Annotated in this window: 21 protein-coding genes; 19 read left to right on the forward strand and 2 right to left on the reverse strand. The window is 65.2% G+C overall.

Translation table 11 applies throughout. The annotated features are described in order from the left end of the window. Nucleotides 1-41: 41 nt before the first annotated feature. Nucleotides 42-1,103, reverse strand: coding sequence for a bifunctional DNA-binding transcriptional regulator/O6-methylguanine-DNA methyltransferase Ada (gene ada / locus A7Q26_RS13035; protein WP_066860557.1), 1,062 nt, complete (start codon nt 1,101-1,103; stop codon nt 42-44). A 112-nt stretch (nt 1,104-1,215) separates the two neighbouring features. On the opposite strand from ada, the gene A7Q26_RS13040 reads away from it, so the two are divergent. The 12 genes from A7Q26_RS13040 to A7Q26_RS13095 all read left to right on the forward strand — a co-directional run bounded on the left by A7Q26_RS13040 (nt 1,216) and on the right by A7Q26_RS13095 (nt 14,858). Further along, complete coding sequence (locus A7Q26_RS13040) at nt 1,216-2,775, forward strand: S1C family serine protease (RefSeq protein ID WP_066860554.1); 1,560 nt, start codon at nt 1,216-1,218, stop codon at nt 2,773-2,775. 187 nt (nt 2,776-2,962) lie between these two features. Next, complete coding sequence (locus A7Q26_RS13045; RefSeq protein ID WP_066860560.1) at nt 2,963-3,517, forward strand: F0F1 ATP synthase subunit delta; 555 nt, start codon at nt 2,963-2,965, stop codon at nt 3,515-3,517. Between the two features lie 32 nt (nt 3,518-3,549). Then, nucleotides 3,550-5,079, forward strand: coding sequence for a F0F1 ATP synthase subunit alpha (atpA, locus tag A7Q26_RS13050; RefSeq protein WP_066860164.1), 1,530 nt, complete (start codon nt 3,550-3,552; stop codon nt 5,077-5,079). A 37-nt stretch (nt 5,080-5,116) separates the two neighbouring features. Continuing rightward, the gene (locus tag A7Q26_RS13055; protein ID WP_066860167.1) at nt 5,117-5,755 is read left to right on the forward strand and encodes a LysE family translocator; all 639 of its coding nucleotides are present in this window, start codon (nt 5,117-5,119) and stop codon (nt 5,753-5,755) included. 3 nt (nt 5,756-5,758) lie between these two features. Beyond that, nucleotides 5,759-6,643: a F0F1 ATP synthase subunit gamma gene (locus A7Q26_RS13060; RefSeq protein ID WP_066860170.1), complete on the forward strand. Its 885-nt coding sequence runs from the start codon at nt 5,759-5,761 to the stop codon at nt 6,641-6,643. A gap of 21 nt (nt 6,644-6,664) precedes the next feature. Further along, the gene (atpD, locus tag A7Q26_RS13065) at nt 6,665-8,110 is read left to right on the forward strand and encodes a F0F1 ATP synthase subunit beta (RefSeq protein WP_066860173.1); all 1,446 of its coding nucleotides are present in this window, start codon (nt 6,665-6,667) and stop codon (nt 8,108-8,110) included. A 166-nt stretch (nt 8,111-8,276) separates the two neighbouring features. Beyond that, entirely contained in the window at nt 8,277-8,531 is a 255-nt protein-coding gene (locus tag A7Q26_RS13070; protein WP_066860176.1) for an ATP synthase F1 subunit epsilon, read from the forward strand. A 240-nt stretch (nt 8,532-8,771) separates the two neighbouring features. Then, nucleotides 8,772-10,760 (forward strand): hypothetical protein, encoded by a 1,989-nt coding sequence (locus tag A7Q26_RS13075; RefSeq protein ID WP_066860563.1) that lies wholly within the window; start codon nt 8,772-8,774, stop codon nt 10,758-10,760. Beyond that, complete coding sequence (locus A7Q26_RS13080; RefSeq protein ID WP_066860179.1) at nt 10,757-11,338, forward strand: hypothetical protein; 582 nt, start codon at nt 10,757-10,759, stop codon at nt 11,336-11,338. Before A7Q26_RS13075 ends, A7Q26_RS13080 begins: the two co-directional genes overlap by 4 nt. Nucleotides 11,339-11,433: 95 nt before the next feature. After that, nucleotides 11,434-12,966: a CpaF family protein gene (locus A7Q26_RS13085; protein WP_066860182.1), complete on the forward strand. Its 1,533-nt coding sequence runs from the start codon at nt 11,434-11,436 to the stop codon at nt 12,964-12,966. A 124-nt stretch (nt 12,967-13,090) separates the two neighbouring features. Next, on the forward strand, nt 13,091-13,894 hold the full coding sequence (locus A7Q26_RS13090) for a class I SAM-dependent methyltransferase (RefSeq protein WP_066860185.1): 804 nt from the start codon (nt 13,091-13,093) through the stop codon (nt 13,892-13,894). 76 nt (nt 13,895-13,970) lie between these two features. Further along, the gene (locus A7Q26_RS13095; protein WP_269747257.1) at nt 13,971-14,858 is read left to right on the forward strand and encodes a DMT family transporter; all 888 of its coding nucleotides are present in this window, start codon (nt 13,971-13,973) and stop codon (nt 14,856-14,858) included. Here the strand turns inward: A7Q26_RS13095 and A7Q26_RS13100 are convergent. After that, nucleotides 14,830-15,261: an OsmC family protein gene (locus A7Q26_RS13100; protein WP_066860188.1), complete on the reverse strand. Its 432-nt coding sequence runs from the start codon at nt 15,259-15,261 to the stop codon at nt 14,830-14,832. The two genes, A7Q26_RS13095 and A7Q26_RS13100, sit on opposite strands and share 29 nt — an antisense overlap. Nucleotides 15,262-15,349: 88 nt before the next feature. On the opposite strand from A7Q26_RS13100, the gene A7Q26_RS13105 reads away from it, so the two are divergent. The 7 genes from A7Q26_RS13105 (at nt 15,350) to A7Q26_RS13135 (ending at nt 22,637) form a co-directional block, all read left to right on the forward strand. After that, nucleotides 15,350-15,715, forward strand: a complete 366-nt coding sequence (locus tag A7Q26_RS13105) for a PRC-barrel domain-containing protein (protein ID WP_066860190.1) — start codon at nt 15,350-15,352, stop codon at nt 15,713-15,715. A 178-nt stretch (nt 15,716-15,893) separates the two neighbouring features. After that, complete coding sequence (locus A7Q26_RS13110) at nt 15,894-16,562, forward strand: RBBP9/YdeN family alpha/beta hydrolase (RefSeq protein ID WP_066860192.1); 669 nt, start codon at nt 15,894-15,896, stop codon at nt 16,560-16,562. 95 nt (nt 16,563-16,657) lie between these two features. Further along, nucleotides 16,658-16,846: a YezD family protein gene (locus tag A7Q26_RS13115; RefSeq protein ID WP_066860195.1), complete on the forward strand. Its 189-nt coding sequence runs from the start codon at nt 16,658-16,660 to the stop codon at nt 16,844-16,846. Nucleotides 16,847-17,019: 173 nt separating this feature from the next. Beyond that, the gene (locus A7Q26_RS13120) at nt 17,020-19,440 is read left to right on the forward strand and encodes a TonB-dependent receptor (RefSeq protein WP_066860198.1); all 2,421 of its coding nucleotides are present in this window, start codon (nt 17,020-17,022) and stop codon (nt 19,438-19,440) included. A 192-nt stretch (nt 19,441-19,632) separates the two neighbouring features. Next, nucleotides 19,633-20,505, forward strand: coding sequence for a 3-methyl-2-oxobutanoate hydroxymethyltransferase (gene panB / locus A7Q26_RS13125; protein ID WP_066860201.1), 873 nt, complete (start codon nt 19,633-19,635; stop codon nt 20,503-20,505). Between the two features lie 75 nt (nt 20,506-20,580). After that, entirely contained in the window at nt 20,581-21,279 is a 699-nt protein-coding gene (locus A7Q26_RS13130) for a tetratricopeptide repeat protein (protein ID WP_066860204.1), read from the forward strand. Between the two features lie 8 nt (nt 21,280-21,287). Further along, nucleotides 21,288-22,637: an outer membrane protein assembly factor BamB family protein gene (locus A7Q26_RS13135; protein WP_066860206.1), complete on the forward strand. Its 1,350-nt coding sequence runs from the start codon at nt 21,288-21,290 to the stop codon at nt 22,635-22,637. The last annotated feature ends 4 nt before the right edge of the window (nt 22,638-22,641 follow it).

The following is a 22,641-nucleotide window of genomic DNA, read 5'->3' on the forward strand; positions in this document are numbered from 1 at the left end:
CTGACCGAGGCAGCGGCGGAAGAAAAGACGAAATCTATCCGTTACTTGAGCGTTTCGCGCGCCAGCAGCGCCCGCTTCCGGTCCAGCCCCCAGGCATAGCCGCCCATGCTGCCGTCGCTGCGGACGACACGGTGGCAGGGAATGAGGACGGCGAGATTGTTGTCGCCGCACGCCGTTCCCGCCGCGCGCACCGCGCCGGGACGACCGATCGCGGCGGCGATATCGCCATAGCTGCGCGTCTCGCCCGGCGGGATGGCGCGCAGCGCCGCCCAGATCGCCTGCTGGAACGCCGTCCCGCGCACGTCGACGGGCAGGTCCGCGCCAGCGGCGGGATCGTCGACCAGCGCCGCGACCCGCCCCGCCATGGCGTCCAGCGCCGGATCCGCGCGCCGAAGTTCGGCATGAGGGAAACGGGCGCGCAATTCCGCCTCGCCCTCGCCGAAGCTGATACGGCACAACCCCTTTTCGGTCGCCGCGACCAGCATTGGTCCCAGGCTGCTGTCGACGATCCGCCAGCGGATCGTCACGCCCCGCCCCCCATCCTTCCAGGCGCTCGGCGTCATGCCCAGATGCGCCTCCGCATCGGCATAGGCACGGCTGGGCGCATTATAGCCCGCCTCGTAGATCGCCTCCGTCACGCTGCCGCCCTGATCGAGCGCCGTCTTCAGTCGCTCGGCGCGCAGGCCGCGCGCGAAGGCTGCGGGGGTCAGTCCGGTCTCCCGCTTGAAGAGACGGTGGAAATGATGCGGCGCATAGCCGACATGGGCGGCGACCTGCTCCAGCAGGGGCGCCTCCTCCGCCGCCTCGATGAAGGCGACCGCCGCTTCCACGGCGAGCCGGTCGCGCCCGATCTCGTCCGGGCGGCAGCGCAGGCAGGCGCGAAATCCCGCCGCCCGCGCCGCCGCCGGATCGGGCAGGAAGGACATATTCTCACGCCTGGGGTGGCGCGCGGCGCAGCTGGGCTTGCAATAGATGCCGGTGGTGGCGACGCAGCCCACGAAGCGCCCGTCCATCGCCCGGTCGCGCGCCATGAAGGCGGCCCAACAGGCATCATCATCCGGCAGGGCCGGGGCGGAAGGAGAAAGGCGAGTCATCTGGTTCATGACGATATGGGATAGAAGCGCGCGCGCCGCCATGCTTCCCGCGCCTTGCCGTCAAAGCATTTCGCCTTTTCCCGATTGCGCAAAGCCCGCCATCGCATATGAATGCGCCACGATGGTCGCCCTCCTCCGCCGCTTCACCCCTGCCCTTGGCTTCCTGCTCGCGCTGATCGCGCCGGTCGCTTCCCATGCCGAGCAGCAGGACATCGCCGCCGCCGCGCGCGGCGTGGCGCGGGTCGTGCTGGTCGCGACCGATGGCACCGAAGCCTATTTCGTCGGCCATGGCAGCGGCTTCGCCGTAGCGCCGGACAAGATATTGACCAACGCCCATGTCGTCGAACTGGCGCGCGAGGAAAAAAATCTCGTCATTGGCGTCATCCCGTCCGAAGGCACCAAGACTTATGGCGGGCGAATCATCGCCTATTCGCCGGGCAACGACCTGGCCCTCATCCAGCTGGAGGAAGGCCGCCTGCCGGTCAGCACCTTCTATGCCGGCGCGGTCAGCGACGGGCAGCATGTGACCGCAATCGGCTATCCCGGCACGGTCGACCGCGCGCAGGGACTGGGCCTCAAGCAGCTGGTCGAGCCGCTCGCCACGGTCAAGACCAGCGGCACCATCTCCTCGGGCCGGGCCAGCCAGAATTTCGACACCGTCCTCCACACCGCCCCGCTCGCCGCCGGCAACAGCGGCGGCCCGCTGGTCGATGATTGCGGCCGGGTGATCGGCGTCAACAGCTTCGGATCGGTGTCGGACGGCAATGACGCCGAGTTCGGATTCGCCGTTTCCTGGCGCGAGGTCGCCTCCTTCCTGCGGCAGGCGGGCATCTCCTCGCTCCATACGATCGTCGGGTGCCGATCCATGGCGGAGGCCGACGCGGCCGACGCCGCCCTGACCCAGCGCGAGGCGCAGGCGAGCGAGCAGAAGAACCGCGCCAGCGCCGACGCCCGCGAGGAAGCGCTGACCCGCGCGCGGGACGCCGCCGAGCGCGACGTCATCACCGCGCGCGAAAACGCCATGGCGGGCGCGGCCCTGTTCCTGGCGCTGGCGGTGCTGGGATTGGCGGCGGGCGGCCTGTTCTACAGCCAGGGCAAGGAGCGCAAGGCGACCTGGTTCCTGGCCAGCGGCGGCGTGCTGCTGTTCGTGGCGCTCGGCCTCTTCTTCCTGAAACCCAGCTTTTCCAGCATTGATGACAAGGTGAAGTTGCAGGCCGACATCGGCGTCGCCGCCAACGGCGCCTATGCCTGGGCCGGCGACAATGTGTGCAAGGTGGACCTCGATCGCAGCCGGCTGACCGTGTCGCAACCCAATGACATCGGCTTCAACTGGGCCGAGGGCGGCTGCGTCAACGGCGACACCCAATATGTCTCGGTCGGCACCCAGTGGCAGCGCCCCACCGTGCCCGACGAGGCCAATTATGTGACGACCAGCCAGTTCGACCCGGCAACCGGCACGCTGCGCGTCCAGCGCTGGCTGCCCGACCTCGATACCATGGGCAAGGCGCGCGCGCTGCTCAGGGACGGGCCGATCAAGGGATGCGGCGCCGACTCCGGCAGGCTCGCCCGGATCGCCACGCTCCAGAGCGACATGACAGCGCTGCTTCCGCCGCAGCCGAATGAACGGATCGTCTATCATTGCCAGAAGGGACGGCTTGCCCCGGCCGATCCTGCCGAATAACCGATTCGGGACAGCGTAAATACTCAGGCAAATAGCCGCGATTTCGCACTAACGATGGAATCGCGTCACATGACTTGCATAGTCATAATCGCACTGCTAACCGGCCGGGCAACAGGGGCTCGGGACGGCATCAGACCGCGCCCCTCTTTTTGCATGACCGGCAAATCACATGGAGGACGGTAAGCGCGTGGAGACTAGCGGCGGTATTCAAGCCAGCCTCAGCGGCCGTTATGCGGTGGCGCTGTTCGATCTGGCGCGCGATGCACATTCGCTCGACACGGTGGCGGACAGCCTTGGCGCGCTCAAGGCGGCCTTGGCCGAATCACCCGATTTCAAAGGGCTGATCAACAGCCCCGTGCTGAGCCGCGACGCAGCAGGCAAGACGATCGCCGCCGTCGCATCCTCCATGGGAATCGATGCGCTGACGACAAATTTTCTCGGCGTGCTCGCCCAGAACCGTCGCCTGGGCCAGCTGCCCGCGGTCATCCGCGCCTATGAAACGCTGCTGTCGAATCACAAGGGAGAGGCCCGCGCCGAGGTGACGAGCGCCCATCCCCTCACCAAGACCCAGATCGGCGCCCTGGCCAAGAGCCTGAAGGCGCGCGTCGGCCGCGAAGTCGCGGTCGAGGCGAAGGTCGATCCCGCGATCCTGGGCGGGCTGGTCGTCAAGATCGGCAGCCAGATGATCGACAGTTCCATCCGTACCCGACTGAATACGCTCGCCCAAGCTATGAAGGGCTGACAAGCCCAAAAGGCTTCGATGAAAGGCTGAACATGGATATCAACGCCGCAGAAATTTCGAAGGTCATCAAGGACCAGATCGCCAATTTCGGCACCGAAGCGCAGGTGAGCGAAGTCGGTTCCGTGCTGACCGTGGGTGACGGCATCGCCCGCGTCCATGGCCTCGACAACGTCCAGGCGGGCGAAATGGTCGAATTCGCCAATGGCGTGCAGGGCATGGCGCTCAACCTCGAAGCCGACAATGTCGGCGTCGTGATCTTCGGGTCCGACAGCGAGATCAAGGAAGGCGACGTCGTCAAGCGCACCGGCACCATCGTCGACGTTCCCGTCGGCAAGGGCCTGCTCGGCCGCGTCGTGGACGGCCTCGGCAACCCGATCGATGGCAAGGGCCCGATCCAGTATACCGAGCGCAAGCGCGTCGAAGTGAAGGCGCCGGGCATCATCCCCCGCAAGTCGGTGCATGAGCCGGTGCAGACTGGCCTCAAGGCGATCGACGCCCTGGTCCCCGTCGGCCGCGGCCAGCGCGAGTTGATCATCGGCGACCGCCAGACCGGCAAGACCGCCGTAGCGATCGACACCTTCATCAACCAGAAGGGCATCAACGCGGGCGATGACGAGAGCAAGAAGCTCTACTGCATCTATGTCGCGATCGGCCAGAAGCGCTCGACCGTCGCGCAGATCGTCAAGCAGCTCGAGGAAAATGGCGCGATGGAATATTCCATCGTCGTCGCCGCGACCGCTTCGGAACCCGCTCCGCTCCAGTATCTGGCGCCCTATACCGGCGTCACCATGGGCGAATATTTCCGCGACAACGGTATGCACGCCGTGATCGTCTATGACGATCTTTCCAAGCAGGCCGTCGCCTATCGCCAGATGTCGCTGCTGCTGCGTCGTCCTCCGGGCCGCGAAGCCTATCCGGGCGACGTCTTCTACCTGCACAGCCGTCTGCTGGAGCGTGCGGCCAAGATGAACGACGCCAACGGCGCTGGCTCGCTGACCGCGCTGCCGATCATCGAAACGCAGGCTGGCGACGTGTCGGCCTATATCCCGACCAACGTGATCTCGATCACCGACGGCCAGATCTTCCTGGAAACCAACCTCTTCTACCAGGGCATCCGTCCGGCCATCAACGTCGGCCTGTCGGTTTCGCGCGTCGGTTCCGCCGCGCAGACCAAGGCGATGAAGAAGGTGTCCGGCTCGATCAAGCTGGAACTGGCCCAGTATCGCGAAATGGCGGCCTTCGCCCAGTTCGGTTCGGACCTCGACGCTTCGACCCAGAAGCTGCTGAACCGTGGCGCGCGCCTGACCGAACTGCTGAAGCAGGCCCAGTTCTCGCCGCTGCCCTTCGAAGAACAAACTGCGTCGATCTTCGCGGGCACCAACGGCTATCTGGACGCCATCCCGGTCAAGGACGTGACGCGCTATGAAGAGGCGATGCTCGCCTATCTGCGGCACGACCATGCCGACATCCTGACCGCGATCCGCGACAGCAAGGATCTGGGCGACGAGCCCAAGTCCAAGCTGAAGGCCGCGCTGGACTCGTTCGGCAAGACCTTCGCGTAAAGGCATCACGGAAAAAAGGAAGAACGAAGCCTAGGCAATGCTCACCGCCCAATCCCTCCTTGCCTGGACCGTGATGTCGATCGGTCTGGTGCTGCTTCCGGGACCGGACACCATGTTGGTGGCCGGTCACGCGGCGCGCCGTGGGCTGAAGGCGGGCATGGCGGCGATCGGCGGCATCCAGCTCGGCGGCCTCTTCTACATGCTGCTGTGCGGCTTCGGCTTCCTCAGCGTGCTGAATGCGGTGCCGGGCCTGTTTCTGGCCGTCAAGATTGCGGGCGCGCTCTATCTCGCCTGGATGGGCATCGGCCTGCTGCGCGGCGCGATCAGGCCCGCGCCGGCTTCGGACATGCCGAAGATGCGGCTGGGCGGATCGCCCTTCGCCCAAGGGTTCATCAGCACCGTGCTGAACCCCAAGGTCGCGATCTTCTTCCTCGCCGCTCTGCCGCAGTTCGTCGGCACCGGCCCGGATGCGCCCTGGCAGGGCATGTTGCTGATCGCGATCGTCTATGCGCTGGGCTTCGCCTGGTGCGCGCTGCTTGCTGCGCTCGCCGCCACGGCGGGGCGCAAGGTGGGGCAGTCGGGCGCCCACAGCACTGCAATCCGCTGGTTCGAAGGCGCCATGGGCGTCGGTTTCTTTGGTCTCGCGGGCCGTCTGGCCCTTGCTCGGAACACATAATCTATGCCTAGCCTCAAGGAACTGAAGCTCCGCATCGGGTCGGTCAAGTCGACCCAGAAGATCACCAAGGCGAAGCAGATGGTCGCCGCCGCGAAGCTGCGCAAGGCGCAGGCCGCGGCAGAGGCCGCCCGCCCCTATAGCAGCCGCCTGGAAGCGGTGGTCGCGTCTCTCGCGTCCAAGATCGCCGGCGGTTCGGGCGAAGGCGCCTCCCCGCTGCTGGCCGGCACCGGCAAGGACGACGTCCATCTGCTGGTCGTCGCCAACTCCGACCGGGGCCTTGCTGGCGCGTTCAACGCCAACATCGTCAAGGCCGCCATCGCCAAGGCGCGCGAACTGGAGGAAGCGGGCAAGCAGGTCCGCTTCTACCTGATAGGCCGCAAGGGGCGTCCGGTCATCAACCGCGCCTTCCCGGGCCAGATCGTCGCCCAGTTCGACACCACCGGCACCAAGGAACCCGGCTTCGACCAGGCCCAGGCGATCGCGCACGAACTGACCGACATGTATCTGAACGGCAAGTTCGACGTCGCGCATCTCTTCTACTCGCGCTTCAAGTCCGCCCTCGCCCAGATCCCGACCGAGCAGCAGATCATCCCGGTCAAGATTCCGGCCGACGCCGACCGCAACGCCATCGGCGCGACGGTGGAATATGAACCGAGCGAGGAAGCGATCCTGGACGACCTGCTGCCGCGCAACGTCACGGTGCAGCTGTTCAAGGCGCTGCTGGAAAACAACGCGTCGGAACAGGGCGCGTCGATGACCGCCATGGACAATGCGACCCGCAATGCCGGCGACCTCATCAACAAGCTGACCATTCAGTATAATCGCAGCCGCCAGGCCGCGATCACCACCGAACTGGTCGAAATCATCTCGGGCGCCGAAGCCCTCTAAGTGCAGGCAAGGACAGAAGTCATGGCAACCACCAACAATGTAGGCCGCATTTCGCAGGTCATCGGCGCTGTCGTCGACGTGACCTTCCCCGATACGGTTCCGTTCATTCTCTCGGCGCTGGAAACCAGCAACAATGGCCAGCGGCTGGTGCTGGAAGTCGCCCAGCATCTCGGCGAGAACACCGTCCGCACCATTGCGATGGACTCGACCGATGGCCTGACCCGCGGCCAGGAAGTCACCGACACCGGCGCCCAGATCAGCGTGCCCGTCGGCCCGGCCACGCTCGGCCGCATCCTGAACGTCGTCGGCGAACCGATCGACGAGCGCGGCCCGGTCGCCACCGAGCTCAAGTCGCCGATCCACGCCAAGGCTCCTGAATTCGTCGACCAGTCGACCGAAAGCTCGATCCTCGTCACCGGCATCAAGGTCATCGACCTTCTCGCCCCCTATGCGAAGGGCGGCAAGATCGGCCTGTTCGGCGGCGCGGGCGTCGGCAAGACCGTGCTCATCCAGGAACTGATCAACAACATCGCGAAGGGCCATGGCGGCACCTCGGTGTTCGCGGGCGTGGGTGAGCGGACCCGCGAGGGCAACGACCTCTATCACGAATTCCTCGACGCGGGCGTCATCGCCAAGGACGCCGACGGCAACGCGATCAGCGAAGGCTCCAAGGTCGCCCTGGTCTATGGCCAGATGAACGAGCCGCCGGGCGCCCGTGCGCGCGTCGCCCTGTCGGGCCTGACGATCGCCGAATATTTCCGCGACGTCGAAAACCAGGACGTGCTGTTCTTCGTCGACAACATCTTCCGCTTCACCCAGGCGGGCGCGGAAGTGTCGGCTCTGCTCGGCCGTATTCCTTCGGCCGTGGGCTATCAGCCGACCCTGTCGACCGACATGGGCGCGCTGCAGGAGCGCATCACGTCAACCAACAAGGGTTCGATCACCTCGGTGCAGGCCGTCTACGTCCCCGCGGACGACTTGACCGACCCGGCGCCGGCCACCAGCTTCGCGCACCTTGACGCCACCACGGTTCTCAACCGCGCGATTTCGGAACTGGGCATCTACCCGGCGGTCGATCCGCTCGACTCCACCAGCCGCGTTCTGGAGCCGCGCACCGTGGGCCAGGAACATTATGACACCGCCCGCGCGGTCCAGTCGATCCTGCAGAAGTACAAGTCGCTTCAGGACATCATCGCGATCCTGGGCATGGACGAGCTGTCGGAAGAGGACAAGCTGACCGTTGCCCGCGCGCGCAAGATCCAGAAGTTCCTGTCGCAGCCCTTCCACGTCGCCGAAGTCTTCACCGGCATCAGCGGCAAGTTCGTCCAGATCGAGGACACCGTCCGCTCGTTCAAGGCCGTGGTCGAAGGCGAATATGACCATCTGCCCGAAAACGCCTTCTACATGGTCGGCGGCATCGACGAGGCGGTCGAGAAGGCCAAGAAGCTGGCGGCCGAAGCGGCATAAGCTGATGGCCTTCTCCCAGCGGGAGAAGGATACGCAGACTTGCCGGTCTGCCGGCTAGTCGGAGTTGGACGAGGGTGAGCATCGGCGGTTTATCGCCCTCACCCTCCCACCGCTTCGCGGCGGGCCCCTCCCTCTCCCGATGGGAGAGGGGTTTGAGGATTAGAAAATGGCACTGCATTTCGAACTCGTGACCCCGGAAAAGCTCGTCCGTTCGGAGGAAGTCTGGCAGGTGGTCGTTCCCGGCACCGATGGCGATTTCGGCGTGCTGGAAGGCCATGCACCCTTCATGTCGACCGTCCGCGACGGCGCGATCCAGATCTTCAGCAGCGCCGGCGCCGCGCCGGAAGTCATTCCGGTGCAGGGCGGTTTCGCCGAGGTGAATGAAAAGGGTCTGACGGTTCTAGCCGAACATGTCGGCTGAACCGATCGGCTGACCGGTCGACCGACTGATCGCAGATGGGGTGACCTGCACGAGCAGGTCGCCCCATCTGCGTTTCCGGGTCATTGCCCTTCCCATTCGCAGCCTTCGCCCAGGGTTAAACAGACATTTACCCTCTCGCCCTAGTCATGGGGACGATGCGACCAGGTGCAGCCAGCAAGTTGATCGATGGATTCGGGCCGGTCGGCTCCTGCCCTGCGTGCGTCCGGAGGCTCGGGCGTCATGCATGACGGGCTGACCCCACCGCTGCTGGCGGACGGCATCGGCCTTGTCCTCGCCATGCTGCTCGGCATCGGCTGGATGCTGCTGCCCGGCGCCGGCATCGCCCGCCTGTTCGATCGGATCGACATGCGCTGCGGCACTGGGTGGAACCGGCTGGGCTGGTCGCTCCTGCTGGCGGTGACGCTGTTGCCCGCGATCGACGCGCTCCTGGTGCGCGGCGGCGGCATGATCGCCATGGCCGGCCTCCATGCCGCACTGGCCCTGTTCGCATTGCCGCAGGCCCGCCTGCTGATCCCGGCGCGGGATGCCGGATGGTCGATCGCCGTGCCGTTGATCGCGCTATGGGCCGGCATCGTCGCCTTCGTCTTCGTGGATTTCAGCATCGGCGGGGCGCTCAACCAGTCGCTGCTCGACCTTGATCTGGTGAAACATGCGGCAGTCACGGGCGCGATCGCGCGCGAAGGGCTGCCCTTCGCCGATCCCTTCTTCGCCCGGCCCGGCTATGTCGGCTATTATTATTATTTCTATCTGTGGTCCGCCGCGATCCATTGGTCGAACGAAACATTCATCAACGCGCGCATGGCGTTCGCGGGCGCTGCCTTCTGGGCAGGCCTTGCCTTCCCATCGCTGCTTTGGCGGATAGCTGTCGATGGCGGCCTGATCCATCCCGCCCGCAACCGCGCCTTCATGCGCCTGATCCTGCTCTTCTGCTTCGTCTCGGGCGCAGACCTCATCATGATGCTGCTGCGCGTGCTGGCGACCGGCAAGCTCGAATCGCAAAGCGACTGGTGGAATACCGCGGTCGATTTCGCGGTTCGATCGACGCTCTGGGTACCCCATCATCTGACCGCGATGGTTGCGGCATGGGGCGCAATGCTGTTGCTGGCGCGCGCGCAGGAATCGGATCGGTCCGAACGTTGGGCACTGGCGGCCGCGGCCGGCATAGGCATAGCCACATGCTTCGGATCGTCGGTCTGGATCATGCTGACAATCGCGCCGGTGTTCGTCGGCTGGGGCTGTCTGGCGCTCATCCGGCGCGACCCGATGCTGCCCTTCGCAGGCATTGTCGCACTGGCGATGGCTGCAATGCAGATCATCGACCTTATCAGCTTCCGCCACGACAGCGGATTGCCGATCGCGCTGACCGTCCGCCCCTTCACCGTCCTGCTTCCGGAAGGCGGCGCCTGGACATTGTTGCATCTGGCGTTGCTGCCCCTCAATTATGGCATGGAGTTCGGTATCTTTGCTGTCGGGGCCGTACTTTGGCTGCGATCCGGGCCGTTCCGTTCGCGCACCATCGTCCAGACCTTGTTGGCCGCGAGCGCCCTGTCGTCGCTGCTGGTCGCCAGCTTCCTGAAATCCACGATCATCAACAACGATCTGGCCTGGCGATCGATCTGGTTTGCGCAGTGCGCTGCAATGGTCTGGACTGCCGCCTGGCTGCAAGGCCCGACGCCTCGGCTGCGCGATCATCCCAGGATGTGCATCTTGCTGGCACTCGGCTTGCTGGCCGTCGCATGGGATGTCGTCGGCCTGCGGTTCATCAGGCCGCCCTATGTCGAAACCAGTTTCAGCGAACTGATCAGTCCCCGCGCCGACGATGACGACCAGCGGCGTGTCTACGAACGGGCGGCACGCCTTTTCCCGGCACGCGACGTGATCCAGCATAATCCGGCGCTGCACCGTCGCATCTTCAACTTCGGGCTTTACGGCGTGCAGCGCACGGGCGTGTCCGATCGCGAAGCCAATCTGTTCGGCGCACCGACGGAGGCCGTGCAACAACGGATCGCGGTGCTGCGCCCGATCTTCGAGCGGCCAGTCCCAGCTGCCGAAATGCGCCGCCGGGCGGCAGGGGCCGGTGTCGACCACCTCCTGTTCGCCTCGGTGGACCCGATCTGGCGACACGGGAACGGCCCTCCGCCAGGCCTGCGCTGCCGCATCCGGGAACCGCTCGCCTGCCTGGTTTCGGTCAAGGACATCCGGCCATGAAACCCCTGCTACGGCGCCTTGGCGGACTGGCCGTTGTCTATCTGATCGCGCTGGCCGGCGGCTTCCTCCTCTACCTGGCGTTGATCGCCTCGCCCCTGCTGGGGTCGATCCCCCTGCTCTTCTATCGCGGCGTGCTGGTCGCCTTCATGGGCGCGCTCCTGCTGGGTGCGCTGATGACACTGGCGGCACGGCGGGCGCCGATGCTCGACCTGTCCACGGCCGTCGGCGCCGTCGCCCTGTCGCTGGCGTTCAACATCAGCTTTCTGATCGTCTTTCCGGTCACGTTCGACCGCTCCATTACCATGTTCCTGCTCGCCCGGATCGAGGCGCAGGACGGGCAACTCGACGCGCAGGGGCTGGAGCGCGTCTATCTGCGCGAATATCTGGGCGACATGCGCCAGATCGACCGGCGCATCGCGGAACAGCGACTGTCGGGCAATATCGCGGTCTTGGATGGCCGCATCCACATCACCCCCCAGGGCCGCGGTCTGTTGACCGGCGGGCGCTGGGTCGGCGGCTGGTTCGGCGCGGACCCCCGCTTCGTGACCGCCCCTGCGCGGCCCGTGCCGGCCCATTAGCCATTTATCAAAGTTTCGATCCTATTCACCTTCACCATAGAGGACCGGCCCGCTCGGGTTCGCAGGCCAGTCACAAAAAATTGCGGCGGAGACCTATGAGCGCCTTTGGACGGAAGAATGGACCTGCCGGGATAAAGCCCGGCTTCGGCGTGGCCCGGCCCATGCAGGGCGGCACGGCACCGCGGGAAGAAGCGCCGCGCGGCGGCGACCAGTTCCCACCGCTCGACATCGCGTCGCTGCCGGGCGACTCGCCGTTCGATCCGCTGTCCGCGCCCACCAGCCAGATGCAGCGCAATGCCGACGCCATGTCGCGTCTGTCCGAACGCGCCAATGCGGAGCATGTGCCCGACGCCGGGCCGCAGGGGTTCGAGGCGAGCGTACACAAGATCAAGGAGCAGGTGCTGCCCCGCCTGCTGGAGCGCGTCGACCCCGAGGCGGCCGCGACCCTCACCAAGGATGAACTGGCGGAGGAATTCCGCCCGATCATCATGGAGGTGCTGGCGGAACTGAAGCTGACCCTCAACCGGCGCGAACAGTTCGCGCTGGAAAAAGTGCTTGTCGACGAACTGCTGGGCCTTGGCCCGCTCGAGGAATTGCTGGCCGACCCGGATGTCAGCGACATCATGGTCAACGGCCCGGACCAGACCTATATCGAAAAGAAGGGCAAGCTCCAGATCGCGCCGATCAAGTTTCGCGATGAAGAGCATCTGTTCCAGATCGCCCAGCGCATCGTGAACAAGGTTGGCCGCCGGGTCGACCAGACCACGCCGCTGGCCGACGCCCGCCTGCCCGACGGCAGCCGCGTCAACGTGATCGTGCCACCGCTCAGCCTGCGCGGCACCGCCATCTCGATCCGTAAATTCTCGGCCAAGCCGATCACCATCGACATGCTCGCCCAATGGGGCGCGATGAGCCCAAAGATGGCTACCGCGCTCAAGATCGCGGGCGCCTGCCGCTTCAACATCGTCATCTCGGGCGGTACCGGCTCGGGCAAGACCACCATGCTCAACGCCCTGTCGAAGATGATCGATCCGGGCGAGCGCGTGCTGACCATCGAGGACGCGGCGGAACTTCGCCTGCAACAGCCGCACTGGCTGCCGCTCGAAACCCGCCCGCCGAACCTGGAGGGGCAAGGTGCGATCACCATCGGCGATCTCGTCAAAAACGCCCTGCGCATGCGCCCGGACCGCATCATCCTGGGCGAAATTCGTGGCGCGGAATGTTTCGACCTGCTCGCCGCGATGAACACCGGCCATGACGGGTCCATGTGTACGCTCCACTCCAACAGCCCGCGCGAGTGCCTGGGCCGTATGGAGAACATGATCCTGATGGGCGACATCAAGATTCCTAAGGAGGCCATTTCCAAGCAGATCGCCGATTCGGTCGACCTGATCGTGCAGGTGAAGCGCCTGCGCGACGGCTCGCGCCGCGTCACCAACGTGACCGAGGTGATCGGCATGGAAGGCGACGTCATCGTCACCCAGGAACTGTTCAAGTTCGAATATCATGATGAGGACGACAGCGGAAAGATCGTGGGCGAATATCGCTCCATGGGCCTGCGCCCCTACACGCTGGACAAGGCGCGCATGTTCGGTTTCGACCAGCCCTTCCTCGAAGCCTGCCTGTGACGACCCGCCCGTAACGGCCGGTCTGTAAGTTAATGTGGCTGGCGGGCGCATTCGCACCCGCCGCCCCTTGCGCCGCTGGCGCGCCGACGGCACATCATCCACTCCCCAGTCGAGAGGATGAACGATGCGCCTTTCCGCCCTGCTTGCCGCCGCCGCCCTGATCGTGCCGCTCGGCGGCGCCATCGCCCAACATGCCGGCCATCATCAGGCCGCCGCCGGTCCGATCGCCGCCGCAATCGCCGCCCCCAGCCGCACGCCGGCCAATGTGGCACGCGACACATATCGCCACCCGGCCGAAACCCTCGCCTTTTTCGGCGTCACGCCGGGGCAGACGGTAGTCGAATACAGCCCCAGCGGCGGCTGGTATACGGAAATCCTGGCGCCGCTGCTGAGCGGGAAGGGCACATTCTACGCGCTCCAGCCGACCGGCCGCTACCTGGATGGCTACCGCAATTTCCTCGCCGCCAAGCCCGACGTCTATGGCAAGGTGAAGCTCGTCGCCTATCCGGAGGACAGCGCCACCATCCCGGCCGGCAGCGTGGATACGGTTCTCACCTTCCGCAACGTCCACAACATGGTGATGAACGGCAGCGAGGCAGCGACCTTCCAGGCCTTCTTCGCCATGCTCAAGCCCGGCGGCACGCTGGGCGTGGTCGACCATCGCCTGCCCGAGGACCGCGACAGCGCGCTCGAAAAAAGCAGCGGCTATCTCAAGGTGTCGACCATCCGCCGCATCGCGGAGGCGGCCGGCTTCGAATATGTCGGCGCGTCGGAAGTGAACGCCAATCCGAAGGACACGGCCGACTGGCCCAAGGGGGTCTGGACTCTGCCGCCGACGCTCAGCCAGAAGGATGTCGACAAGGACAAATATCTCGCCATCGGCGAAAGCGACCGGATGACGCTCAAATTCCGCAAGCCGGCGGCCTGACCGCCCTTTGCCTTGCACGCTGGCGGAACGGGGTTAAGGCGGGGGCGTGACCGCTTCCGCCCGCCCCCATCGCCCGCTGTTCGCCATCGCCCTGCGCCTGACCGCCGTCATCTGTCTGTCGGTGATGTTCGTCATGGTGCGGCTGGCCAGCCAGCGCGGCGTGCATGTGGTGGAATCGCTTTTCTATCGACAGGCGCTGGCGTTGCCGATCGTCCTGGTCTGGGTCGCGATGGCCGGCGGCCTCCATAGCGTCCGCACCCGCCGCATCGGCGTCCATGCCAGCCGCATGATGCTGGGCCTGACCGGCATGTTGCTCAATTTCCTGTCCTATATCCTGCTGCCTCCTGCGGAAGCGGCGACCATCGGCTTCACCATGCCGATTTTCGGCACGATCCTGTCAGCCCTGATCCTGCGCGAGGCGACTGGTATCCATCGCTGGAGCGCGGTGCTGATCGGCTTTGCCGGCGTGCTGGTGATGATCCGCCCCGACGCCGGCCATTTCCCCCTGCAGGGCGTCGCCGTCGCCATCGCCGCGGCCTTCGCCACCGCCAGTGTCAGCCTGGTGCTGCGCGAACTGGGGCGCACCGAGGCGGCGGGCGTCGTCGTCTTCTGGTTCACCGCCCTGTCGATGATCCCTCTGGGGATCGCCATGCCCTTTTTCGCGCAGGCGCACGACGCTCTCACCTGGGGGCTGCTGCTGCTGATCGGCCTGTTCGGCGGGATCGCCCAGCTCTGCCTGACCGCCGCGCTGCGCTGGGCACCGGTCTCGGTGGTGCTGCCGATGGATTACAGCGCCATCATCTGGACCACGCTGCTGGGCGTGGCGATCGGGGAGAACTGGCCGATGGCGACGACCTGGATCGGCGCGACCCTGATCATCGCCAGCGGCCTCTATATCGCCTGGCGCGAGCATGTCCGCGCCAGGCAGCCGGCGGTCAGCTCAGCAGCTCGGCATCCAGGCTGATCTCGGCTTTCAACAGCTTGGAAATGGGACAGTTCGCCTTCGCCTTGGCGGCAAGATCCTGGAACGTCTCGTCGTCCGCGCCGGGAATCGTCGCCTTGAGCGTCAGCCGGCTGGCGGTGACGGCAAAACCGCCCTCCTGCTGCTCCAGCGTCACCACGGCATTCGTCTCCATCTTCTCCGCCGTCAGCCCCGCCTCGCCCAGGATCAGCGAGAGCGCCATGGTGAAGCAGGAGGCATGGGCCGCCGCGATCAACTCCTCCGGATTGCTGCCCGGCATCCCCTCGAAACGCGTCGCAAAACCATAGGGATAGGCGTCGAGCGCGCCGCTCTGGGTCGAGATCGCGCCCTTCCCGTCCTTCAGACCGCCCGTCCAGACCGCCGATCCGCTGCGATTAATCTTCATGGCCGTAGCTCCTTGTGGTGAAGCGGAGGAACCCCGGCGGCTCCCCATGGTTGCGATAGAATAGAGAAATTCATGCAGGAGAGTGACAATGAATGAGCTGACGATGGAAAATCGCAGCGACCTGATCGCATCCGACCGGGTCGAAGGCACCGCCGTCTACAACCGCCAGGGCGAAAGGCTGGGCAAGATTTCCAATTTCATGGTGGAAAAGCGCAGCGGGCAGGTGCGCTATGCGGTCCTGTCCTTTGGCGGGTTCCTGGGCATGGGGCATGACCATTATCCGCTGCCCTGGTCGATGCTGACCTATGATGTCGACAAGGGCGGCTATGTGGTCGACCTGGACAAGAAGCTGCTCGACGATGCACCCCGTCACATGGCCGATGAACGGCCCGATTATGACGATGGCTATGGCCGCAACGTCTATCAATATTATGGCCTGATCTACCCCTGGTAAGGCAGGCGGACGGCCCCAAGAAAGGGGCGCGCGATTCGCGGATCGCGCGCCCCTTTTTCCATTGCGGCAGGCCGCCCTCCGATCGCCCATATTTCGACACATTTTGTCGCTTGCCATTTGTCTACTCTAAAAATAGAGTTATCTCGGTCCTCGAAAACGAGGATGAGGAGAATCCATCATGGACCGATTCGGACATACGAGCAGGACAAGGCCACCGGTCGTTCTGACCGTTCCGGGCCTCAACAATAGCGGTCCGGGCCATTGGCAGACCAATTGGGAAACGACGCGCGGCGACTGCGAGCGGGTCGACCTCGGCCGCTGGTCCAGCCCTAACCGCAACGCCTGGGTCACGCGGCTCGATGCCGCGATCCGAGAGATTGACGGGCCGGTGATCCTGGCCGCCCACAGTCTGGGCTGCATCACGGTCGCCTGGTGGGGCGCGCTTCAGAGCCAGGCCTATGGCTGGCCTGTGACGGGCGCCCTGCTGGTTGCCCCGCCCGATTGCGACCGGGTCGAAACCCCCGACACGATCGGCAATTTCGGCCCGGTGCCACGGTCGCAACTCCCCTTCCCGTCAATCCTCGTGGCGAGCCGGGACGATCCCTATATCTTCTTCGAACGGGCGCACAGCATGGGCAAATATTGGGGCAGCCAGTTCGTCGATGCGGGATATTGCGGCCACATCAACGCCGATTCCGGACTGGGCGACTGGCAATTCGGCCAATCGCTGCTCGACCGACTGATCGATGACGCGCAGACCCGCGCGGCGAGCGCCGATCCGGGCCTGCCCGCCATCCGTCCCACGGCGGCTCGCCGCGGGACGCAGGAGATGCACTTTCAGGGCTAAGCTTTCCGGGTGGGACAAGACAAACTTGCCCGCCCCCTATTTTTCTTTCTTTGTCTACTTTTTGAGTTGAGATAATAGACCGCCAAGAGGTGTCCATGACTGAACAACGACCGATCGACTATCGCAACGGACGCGCCGAAGCGCCCCGGATCGACATTATCGCCAGCATCGAAAAGGTCCGCGACGTGCTGCAGGATCTGCGCTTCGGATCGATCACGCTGACCGTCCATGACGCGCGCGTGGTGCAGATCGACGTGACCGAAAAAACGCGCCTGACCGCCTGAAGGCGGCACGGGGGCAAGATATTCCAGGGGGGCCGCAAAAAACGGCTCATGCGGCTTGAAGGGGGTGAGCCGCATCGCAAGACGCCTGTCATTCCCGTAAAGACCAACGGCTTTGACCGGATCACCGGAAATGCCGCGATCATCAACCACCGGACAGCCGGAAGGGGACTATCATGATTGCGCGTTTCCTGTTGCTCGCGAGCGTCGCGAGCGCATCCTTGACCATACCTGCCGCTCACGCGCAGGAAGCCACGCCACAACAGGCCGAAAACGACATTGTCGGCGGCGCCATCGTCGTCACGGCGCGCCGCCGTGCGGAAGAATTGCAGGACGTGCCACTCTCCGTCTCGGTGCTTAACAGCGAAGCGGTCGAGCAGACCGGCAGCTACAATATACAGCGGCTGACGCAGTTGCAGCCGACGCTGCAATTCTACTCCACCAACCCGCGCAACAGCTCGATCAACATCCGCGGTATCGGCGCTCCGCTGGGCCTCACCAATGACGGCATCGAGCAGGGCGTCGGCATCTATATCGACCAGGTCTATTATAACCGCGTCGCCGCCGCGACGCTGGACTTCGTCGACATCGAGCAGGTGGAAGTGCTGCGCGGCCCGCAAGGCACGCTCTATGGCAAGAACACTACCGCCGGCGCGATCAACATCACGACCCGCGCACCCAGTTTCAGCTATGAGGGCAAGGCCGAGATTTCGGTCGGCAATCTCAATTTCAAGCAGGCCAAGGCGACCGTGTCCGGCCCGATCACCGACCGCCTTGCCATCCGCATCGGCGCGTCCGTCACCGACCGCCAGGGCACGATCTACAATGTCGCGTCGAACCAGCATGTGAACAGCCAGGATTTCCTGGGCCTCAAGGGCTCGCTGCTCTGGAAGGCGACCGACACTCTGAACATCACCCTGGCGGGCGACTATAATCTCCAGAATCCGGTCTGCTGCGCGCAGATCTACGCCGGCTATGGCTCCACCCAGCGCGCCGCGAATCGCCAGTATCCGGCGCTGACCGCATCGCTCGGCTATCAGGTGCCCAGCACCAACCCCTATGACCGGCTGACCGACCTCGACGCGCAGCTGAAGGCCCGCAACGAGATGGGCGGCGCATCGCTGCGCGCCGAATGGGATCTGGGCGGGGGCACGCTGACATCCGTCTCCGCCTATCGCTACTGGGACTGGCAACCGTCCAACGACCGCGACTTCACCGGTCTCGACGTCACCACCAGGTCGCAGAACCCGACCCAGCAGAAGCAATGGACGCAGGAACTGCGCTATGCGCAGGAAGGGGAGACGATCGACTTCGTGGTCGGCGCCTTCGGCTTCCACCAGACGATCCACACCACCGGCAGCCAGGTCCAGGGCGCGGACGCCAGCGCCTGGCTGCTCAACCCGACCAGTTCGCTGTCGCGCAACCCGGCCGTGCTGAACGGGCTTACCGCCGAGAATGACATTCGCCTCAAGAATACCAGCGCCGCGCTGTTCGGCCAGTTGACCTGGCATGTCACCGATCGTCTCAGCCTCCAGCCCGGCTTGCGCCTCAACTATGACAAGAAGAAGGGCAGCTATGATTCGGTCGTGACCGGCACAGCGTCCAACGGCACGCGCCAGCTCGTCACCTTCGCCAGCACCGATCCCTGGATCGTCGCGCAGCGCGGCGTCCTGGCCCCCCAGTCGTTCGAGGCCAGTTTCAGCGACTGGAACCTGTCCTACGACTTCACCGCCGCCTATGAATTCAGCGACGATGTGATGGGCTATGCCACCTATTCGCGGGCATTCAAGTCGGGCGGCATCAACCTTAACGGCGTGCCGCTCGACGCTGCGGGCAATCCGCAACTCGACGTCGCGACGGTGAAGCCGGAAAAGGTCAATCATTTCGAAATCGGCCTCAAGACCCAGTTCTGGGACAAGCGGGCGACGCTCAACCTCACCGGCTTCTGGACCGAGATCGAGGATTATCAGGCGATCGTGAACAATGGCCAGAACAGCGTGCTGCGCGGCTATCTCGCCAATGCGGACAAGGTGCGGGTGCGCGGCATCGAGGCCGATTTCTCGATCCGCCCGTCCGATCGCGTCAACGCCTATGTCAGCGGCGCCTACACCGATCCCAAATATCGCAAGTTCACCAACGCCCCCTGCCCGCCCGAACTGTCCGGCGGCAATAGCGGGGCAACGCCGGGCGCGCCGGGCGTGCCGGGCGCGGTCAGCCCGGCTGTCTGCGATATTTCCGGCCAGCTGCTGCCCGGCATCTCCAAATATTCGCTGTCCTATGGCGTCGAATTCAACGTGCCGACCGCGTTGCTGGGTGGCGAAGGGCAATTCTATATCGGCTGGGACGGCAGCTACCGATCGACCTTCTCGTCCAACGCCTCGCGCTCCGTCTACATGGACATCAAGGGCTACAGCCTCAACAATCTGCGCCTCGGCTTCCGCAACAGCGACGGGCTGAACGTCTATGGCTGGGTCCGCAACATCTTCGACCAGAATTATATGGAAGTGCTGGCGACGACGCCGGGCAACACCGGCCTGATCGCCGGCCAGCCAGGCGACCCGCGCACCTATGGCCTGACGCTCAAGGTCGATTTCTGAGGGCTCACCCCCGTGGGCGCGGCTTGCCGCGCCCACAAACTGGAACAACGGACGCGGCTTGCCGCGCCCACAAACTGGAACAACGGACGCGGCTTGCCGCGCCCACAACCCGCAAAGGTCGGGAGCGGCATATCCGCGCCGCGCCCCCTTCCGATATTTGCGCCCCGCCCCTTGCTGGGGTAGAGCGCCTCCATGTCCACGACCTTCACGATCGACACCGCGACCAGCCGCGCCAATCCCACGCCCGCGCCGATGAAGCGCCTGACCGTGCCCGCCATCCAGCGACGCAAGTTCGAAGGGAAGACGGACACGCCGCTGGTGATGCTGACGGCCTATACCGCGCGGCAGGCGCAGTTGCTCGATCCGCACTGCGACATGCTGCTGGTCGGCGATTCGCTGGGCCAGGTGATCTATGGGCTGCCATCGACCCTGCCGGTCACGCTCGACATGATGATCGCCCATGGCGCGGCAGTGGTGCGCGGCAGCTATCACAGCGTCGTCATCGTCGACATGCCCTTCGGCAGCTATGAGGCATCGCCCGCCCAGGCGTTCGCCAGCGCCAGCCGGATCATGGCCGAAACCGGCGCCGCCGCCGTCAAGCTGGAAGGCGGCGAAGCCATGGCGGATACGATCCGCTTCCTCAGCCAGCGCGGCATCCCGGTGATGGCCCATATCGGCCTGACCCCCCAGGCGGTGAACGCGTTGGGCGGTTATGGTGCGCGCGGCAAGAGCCAGGAAGAACATGCCAAGATATTGGGCGACGCCCGCGCCGTGGCCGCCGCCGGAGCCTTTTCCATGGTCGTCGAAGGCGTGATGGAGGAACTGGCGGACATCATCACCGCCAGCGTCGACGTGCCGGTGATCGGCATCGGCGCATCGGCCCGCTGCGACGGGCAGGTGCTGGTGGCGGAGGACATGCTGGGCATGTTCGAACGGGTGCCGCGCTTCGTGAAGCGGTATGACAATATCGCCGAAACGATCAGCAATGCCGCCGAGCGCTATGCCGCGGACGTGCGCAGCCGCGCCTTTCCGACCGACGAACAGGTCTACCGGCCCAAAATATGATTTGCCTGTGGCATAAGCGCCGCTATTGATCGCGCCTTCCGGCAGAGATTTCTGCTGCATTTCTCGGAGATTCCCGTGGCACTTACGCCGCAAAACAGCGAAGCCTTCATGCGCGAAGTCGACGAGGCGGTCCGCCAGGACCAGCTTCTGACCTTCTGGCAGCGCTATGGCCGTGCCCTGCTGGTCGTCGTTGTCCTTGGCCTCGCGGCATTTGGCGGCTGGCTCTACTGGCAGCATTACAGCAAGACCCAGTCGGAAGCCGTGTCCGAACAGATGGACGCCGTGCTGACCGCCGCAGCCGGGGGCGGCACGCCCGACGCCAAGCAGTTGGACGCCCTGACCAAGGCCAGCCAGCCGGGCTATCGCGCATCGGCCCTGCTGACGAAGGCCGGTGCCGCCGCACGCAAGGGCGATGCCAAGGGCGCGATCGCCGTCTACAGCGCCATGGCGGCCGACACCGGCCTCGACCAGCCCTATCGCGACCTGGCACTGATCCGCCAGACCGCGCTGGAATATGACAGCCTCAAGCCCCAGCAGGTGGTGGACCGGCTGAAGCCGCTGGCGGTCGAGGGCGCGCCCTGGTTCGGCAGCGCGGGCGAACTGGTCGCCATCGCCTATATGAAAATGGGCAAGACCGACCTGGCCGGGCCGATGTTCGCCGCCATGGCGAAGGACGCCAATGTGCCGCAATCGATCCGTTCACGCGCCCGTCAGATGGCGGGCGTCATGGGTATCGACGCGGTCGAGATTCCGGCTGAGCCGAGCGAAGGATAAGCGAGCAGATGGTGAGCATGAAGAGCCTGGCGCCGGTTGGGCGCACCGTGACCATCGCGGCGATGATCGCGTTGCTCGCGGGCTGCGGCATCGTCGGCGGCAAGAAGGGGGGGCCCAAGACCCCTGTGGTGGGCAACCGCGTCTCGATCCTGACCAACGAACAGGGTGTCGAGGTCGAACCGTCGCTGGCCGACGTGCCGGTCAGCCTGCCTGCCCCCTATGTCAACGAAAGCTGGTCGCAGCCGGGCGGTGATCCGTCCAAGGCGATGGGCCATGTCTCGCTCGGTGGCTCGCCCACCCAGGTCTGGACCACCTCGATCGAGGGCAGTTCGCCCCAGGCCCGGCTCGCCGCGTCGCCGGTCGTGGCCGGCGGCAAGCTGTTCGTGACCGATGCCGGCGCGCATGTCATCGCCCTGGATGCCGCAAGCGGCGCGAAATTGTGGCAGACCAACCTCCCTTCGGAGGGCAAGGGCAACGGCCGCACCCTGTTCGGCGGCGGCGTCAGCGTCCTGGGCGACCGGGTGTTCGCCAGCACCGGCCTTGGCGACGTGTTCGCGCTGAATGCGGCCGATGGCGCCATCGTGTGGAAAAAGCATCCCGGCGGCCCGCTGCGCGGCGCACCGACGCTGGAAAATGGCCATGTCTACGTCATGGGCCAGGACAACCAGATCTTCGCGCTCAACCAGAGCGACGGCGAAACCCAGTGGACCGACAGCGGCACGTTGCAGGTGACGGGCATTTTCGGCGTCGCCGCGCCCGCCGCCGCGCAGGGGACGGTGATCGCGGGCTACAGTTCGGGCGAAATCACCGCCTATCGCTATGAAAATGGTCGCAGCCTGTGGGGCGATGCGCTGTCGCGCACCAGCATCTCGACGGCGGTCGCGACGCTGACCGACATCGACGCCGATCCGGTGATCGATCGCGGCCGCGTCTTCGCCATCGGCCAGGGCGGCCGCATGGCCAGCTATGAACTCACCAGCGGCCAGCGCCTCTGGGAAATCAACATCGCCGGCATCTCGACCCCTGCGGTCGTGGGCGAATGGGTGTTCGCCGTTACCAGCGACGCCCGGCTGCTTTGCGTCGCGCGCGCCACCGGCAAGATCCGCTGGGTCAGCCAGCTGCGCCGCTGGCAGAAGGAAAAGAAGAAGGACAAGGCGATCCGCTGGACCGGCCCGGTGCTGGCCGGCAACCGGCTGATCGTGGTGTCGACGCGCGGCGAAATGGTCTATGTCGACCCGACGACGGGCGCCGTCCAGTCGAGCGTGGACATGGACCGGTCGATGTCGCTCTCCCCCATCGTCGCCAACAATATGCTCTATGTGCTGGCCGACGATGGAAAATTGACGGCGTTCCGCTAAGAAC

The sequence above is a fragment of the Sphingobium sp. TCM1 genome (genome assembly GCF_001650725.1).
Taxonomy (GTDB): domain Bacteria; phylum Pseudomonadota; class Alphaproteobacteria; order Sphingomonadales; family Sphingomonadaceae; genus Sphingobium.

Excerpts from the sequence above, each read along its gene's own strand:
- A7Q26_RS13055 (WP_066860167.1), top strand. The coding sequence starts at position 5,117 with ATGCTCACCGCCCAATCCCTCCTTGCCTGGACCGTGATGTCGATCGGT.
- A7Q26_RS13085 (WP_066860182.1), top strand. The coding sequence starts at position 11,434 with ATGAGCGCCTTTGGACGGAAGAATGGACCTGCCGGGATAAAGCCCGGC.
- A7Q26_RS13110 (WP_066860192.1), top strand. The coding sequence starts at position 15,894 with ATGGACCGATTCGGACATACGAGCAGGACAAGGCCACCGGTCGTTCTG.
- A7Q26_RS13080 (WP_066860179.1), top strand. The coding sequence starts at position 10,757 with ATGAAACCCCTGCTACGGCGCCTTGGCGGACTGGCCGTTGTCTATCTG.
- A7Q26_RS13115 (WP_066860195.1), top strand. The coding sequence starts at position 16,658 with ATGACTGAACAACGACCGATCGACTATCGCAACGGACGCGCCGAAGCG.
- A7Q26_RS13100 (WP_066860188.1), bottom strand. The coding sequence starts at position 15,261 with ATGAAGATTAATCGCAGCGGATCGGCGGTCTGGACGGGCGGTCTGAAG.
- A7Q26_RS13075 (WP_066860563.1), top strand. The coding sequence starts at position 8,772 with ATGCATGACGGGCTGACCCCACCGCTGCTGGCGGACGGCATCGGCCTT.
- A7Q26_RS13135 (WP_066860206.1), top strand. The coding sequence starts at position 21,288 with ATGGTGAGCATGAAGAGCCTGGCGCCGGTTGGGCGCACCGTGACCATC.
- atpD (WP_066860173.1), top strand. The coding sequence starts at position 6,665 with ATGGCAACCACCAACAATGTAGGCCGCATTTCGCAGGTCATCGGCGCT.
- A7Q26_RS13040 (WP_066860554.1), top strand. The coding sequence starts at position 1,216 with ATGGTCGCCCTCCTCCGCCGCTTCACCCCTGCCCTTGGCTTCCTGCTC.
- panB (WP_066860201.1), top strand. The coding sequence starts at position 19,633 with ATGTCCACGACCTTCACGATCGACACCGCGACCAGCCGCGCCAATCCC.
- atpA (WP_066860164.1), top strand. The coding sequence starts at position 3,550 with ATGGATATCAACGCCGCAGAAATTTCGAAGGTCATCAAGGACCAGATC.
- ada (WP_066860557.1), bottom strand. The coding sequence starts at position 1,103 with ATGAACCAGATGACTCGCCTTTCTCCTTCCGCCCCGGCCCTGCCGGAT.
- A7Q26_RS13105 (WP_066860190.1), top strand. The coding sequence starts at position 15,350 with ATGAATGAGCTGACGATGGAAAATCGCAGCGACCTGATCGCATCCGAC.
- A7Q26_RS13070 (WP_066860176.1), top strand. The coding sequence starts at position 8,277 with ATGGCACTGCATTTCGAACTCGTGACCCCGGAAAAGCTCGTCCGTTCG.
- A7Q26_RS13090 (WP_066860185.1), top strand. The coding sequence starts at position 13,091 with ATGCGCCTTTCCGCCCTGCTTGCCGCCGCCGCCCTGATCGTGCCGCTC.
- A7Q26_RS13060 (WP_066860170.1), top strand. The coding sequence starts at position 5,759 with ATGCCTAGCCTCAAGGAACTGAAGCTCCGCATCGGGTCGGTCAAGTCG.
- A7Q26_RS13120 (WP_066860198.1), top strand. The coding sequence starts at position 17,020 with ATGATTGCGCGTTTCCTGTTGCTCGCGAGCGTCGCGAGCGCATCCTTG.